The 1,972-nt window shown below is 56.3% G+C and carries 2 protein-coding genes; both read right to left on the reverse strand.

Annotation, left to right across the window (positions count from 1 at the left end; translation table 11 throughout):
• Positions 1-708: DISARM system phospholipase D-like protein DrmC (gene drmC, locus PQR02_RS40265; RefSeq protein ID WP_408243360.1), on the reverse strand; the 708-nt coding region annotated here is incomplete at its 3' end.
• 2 nt (positions 709-710) lie between these two features.
• Positions 711-1,972: DrmB family protein (drmB, locus tag PQR02_RS40270; RefSeq protein WP_408243361.1), on the reverse strand; the 1,262-nt coding region annotated here is incomplete at its 5' end.

The following is a 1,972-nucleotide window of genomic DNA, read 5'->3' on the forward strand; positions in this document are numbered from 1 at the left end:
TTCGACGTTGAGATTCATTGCATAGTCGGTCAAATTCGCGCTCGACAAGAAGAGCACCTCGTCGTCCGCAAGCATAAATTTCGCATGCAGCGAGCCGTGCTGGCCCTGACTGCTTCGCGGCCGGCGTGACGATGGCCAAACGTACGTTGCAACGCCTTTAAGACGTGACAATGCAAGGGCAACCGCCGGGTCAAAGGTCACTTTACCAGCGCTTTCCTCACGACTTTCCAACAAAAACGAAACATGGACGCCTCGAGCCATTGCTGATTCGATTGCGCTTACGAGGCCATCGACCTTGTAGGCGGCAAACGTAACAATGAAAAGCGACCTTCGCGCAGTATTTATCAACTCGAGTAGCGCCTGCTCCGTGCTCCGTAATCCGGACCACGGGGTGGCTGGACCGGACCACACCAGTTCGACGCTACTCTCTCCGTGCAATCTCGTCGCTTGGTAGAGCGCCCCTTCAATCGACGCGGCAAGTTCGGCGAGCGTGATTTGACCAGCATCCTGACGCCACTCTTCGATGACTCTCTCAAACTTCGCTCGAGCCGTCGCGTGAAGTCGCTGTTGTATCGGCAACATCGCGGACGATGTCTTTGCGGTTCCGTGCACCCGCCGAAGCTGCTCCACCACTGTCTCCACTGCATCAGGTGACACGTGGGCGGAGAACTCCGTTATGGCATCAAGCAACGATTTGGAAGTGCCCATGTTCATTCAAAGAAAGGAACGTTTCCGCCGCCAATCGTCTGGACGAGGAATCCCCGGTCGAGATATTTGTTTCCCCGCTCGCAGGATGTCTCGGGGGAAAACATGCAGGCATGACAAGCCGCTCCGTGGAGCGAAGACGTGCCATCCTGCGCTGGTCGGTGCTCGCCGCATAGAGGGTCCGAGGCGCAAAGCCGAATTTGCTCCAACGCTAGCCGTATCAAGCGTCCAAGCCTGTCTGGTTCGCCAAGGGAGACCAGCCCACCAAGGGTCCCTTCACTGTCGGGAGCGGCCGTATAGAGAAGCAAGCCAGCCATAGGAGGCGCGTCCCCACTTCCGTCGTCGGCATATATCCGTTCACGAATGCTGGCAGACGAGTACCCAGCCTCCATCGACAACTGCCTCATGAGGGCATGCGAGAAGGAGTGAATTAAGGCATACCGAATTCCCGGATACCCGCTCTCAGATTCGGGAATCCGCCGCGCCTTTCGCCATGCCACATGTGCGCGGAACATTTCCTTATCCTGCTTATCAACGCGCAGCACCCACCGACGTATAGCTTCTTCCGAAAACTGGAGAAAAACTCCTTCCCCTCTTACTTCGGAAACAGGCACCCAAATCGGCTTGCTTCGCCCCAGTGGTGCGCGCAGCGACTCTGGAATTTCGCTGGGGTCCGAATAGTCGCCCGGCGATTCGATGCGCGTGAATCCGGTTAGAGCACGCACCTCTCGCAGACGCTCCGCACGAACAACCTTCTCAAAATACGGTTCATATCCGTTTGGCGCTGCCACTGGGGTTAGCTGAAAATCCCGAGTGTTTGTGCCAGGGTCCGCACTGACGAAGACATTCCATTCAGGTAATTTCAAATTGCCATCAGCTTCATCAGCTTGAACGCCGTTCTTCTTGCTTTCAATGGCATCCCATACGGCACCGTCGCTGTAGTCCTCGAGACCCTTCAGATTCCCCACCGCCCTAAAGGCGGCGATAGTCTCAAGTGATGGGATATGTTGCAGTATTGCCCAGCGCTCCTCTACCAACTGAGGCAACTTGTCCACGTACATCGGAATAGAGAGCGCCGAAAGAGATATGCCAAACCAGCTATTCGACGCACCTAGCAGCATAGTCTGTGCATGCTCGTCGCAGCCGTTGGGCGCGAAGTCCCGTAAATGTGGTCGTCGCCCCCGACATTCGAATACGTCGTCGCTTGCCGCGACTTCTCCGAATGCGTCTGACATGCGGCGGTCTAGGCCGCAGGTATCGCACTTAA

The organism is Paraburkholderia sediminicola, from assembly GCF_046026895.1.
In the GTDB taxonomy this organism is placed as follows: Bacteria; Pseudomonadota; Gammaproteobacteria; order Burkholderiales; family Burkholderiaceae; genus Paraburkholderia; species Paraburkholderia sediminicola_C.